Here is a 777-nt window from a genome sequence, read left to right as displayed (position 1 = left end):
CGCGAGCGGCCTCGGCGTCGGCCTGACGCAGGGCGGACAGTGCCTCGCTGAGCGCCTGGCGAGCAGCGTCCTCCTGGCGCCGGGCCTCTTCCAGGGCCGCGTCGGCCTCGGTCTCGGCCTGCGCGGCGGCGGCGGCCTCAGTGTCGGCCTCCTCGTGGGCGGCGGTGAGCTCGAGGACTGAGGAGGCCCCTCGACCGGCGCCGGCGACCCAGCCGGGTGCCAGGACGTCACCGCCGCGGGTGGCCACGACGGCGTCGGGCAGCTCGCCGCGCAGGGTGCTGGCGGCCTCGAGGTCCTCCACTACCCAGGAGTCCTTGAGCAGCCCGTCCAGGACCTGTTCGAGGCGCCCCGGCTGCGCGGGACTGACGAGGCCGCGAGCCGCCAGTGCTCCGTCAACGGGAGCCGGCTCCGCCTCGTCATCGGTGCCGGCGGCACCCAGTGAGGGGTCGTCGGCCAGCACCAGTCGCACCGCCCCGATGTCCTGGCTGCGGGCATGAGCCAGTCCGGCCAGGGCCGCCTCGGCATCGGCGGCCAGGCCGGCCTCGGCGAGCGCTCCCAGGAGGGCGGCGACGGCGTTCTCCCAGCCACGCTCGACGCTGAGGTGCTCGGCAAGTGGTCCGAGGAGACCGTCTATACCGGTTTGCAGCAGCGCGGCCGTTCCGTCCTGGCCGCGCAGGGACATGGCCAGGGTGTCGCGCCTGGCGGTCCAGGTGGCTCGGTCGGAGGCCGCCTCCCTGCGGGCGTCCGTCGCGGCCGCGACGGCCTCGCGGGCCTGGG

General features: G+C 76.2%; 1 pseudogene. It reads right to left on the bottom strand.

Features of this window, described 5'->3' with window-relative positions:
* A pseudogene (locus RIV14_RS13670) lies at positions 1-777 on the bottom strand (chromosome segregation protein SMC); the annotation flags it as partial.

The sequence above is a fragment of the Actinomyces acetigenes genome, from assembly GCF_031296635.1.
In the GTDB taxonomy this organism is placed as follows: domain Bacteria; phylum Actinomycetota; class Actinomycetes; order Actinomycetales; family Actinomycetaceae; genus Actinomyces; species Actinomyces acetigenes.
The sequence above is the reverse complement of the archived record's forward strand: the minus strand, read 5'-3'. Positions and strand labels throughout refer to the sequence as shown.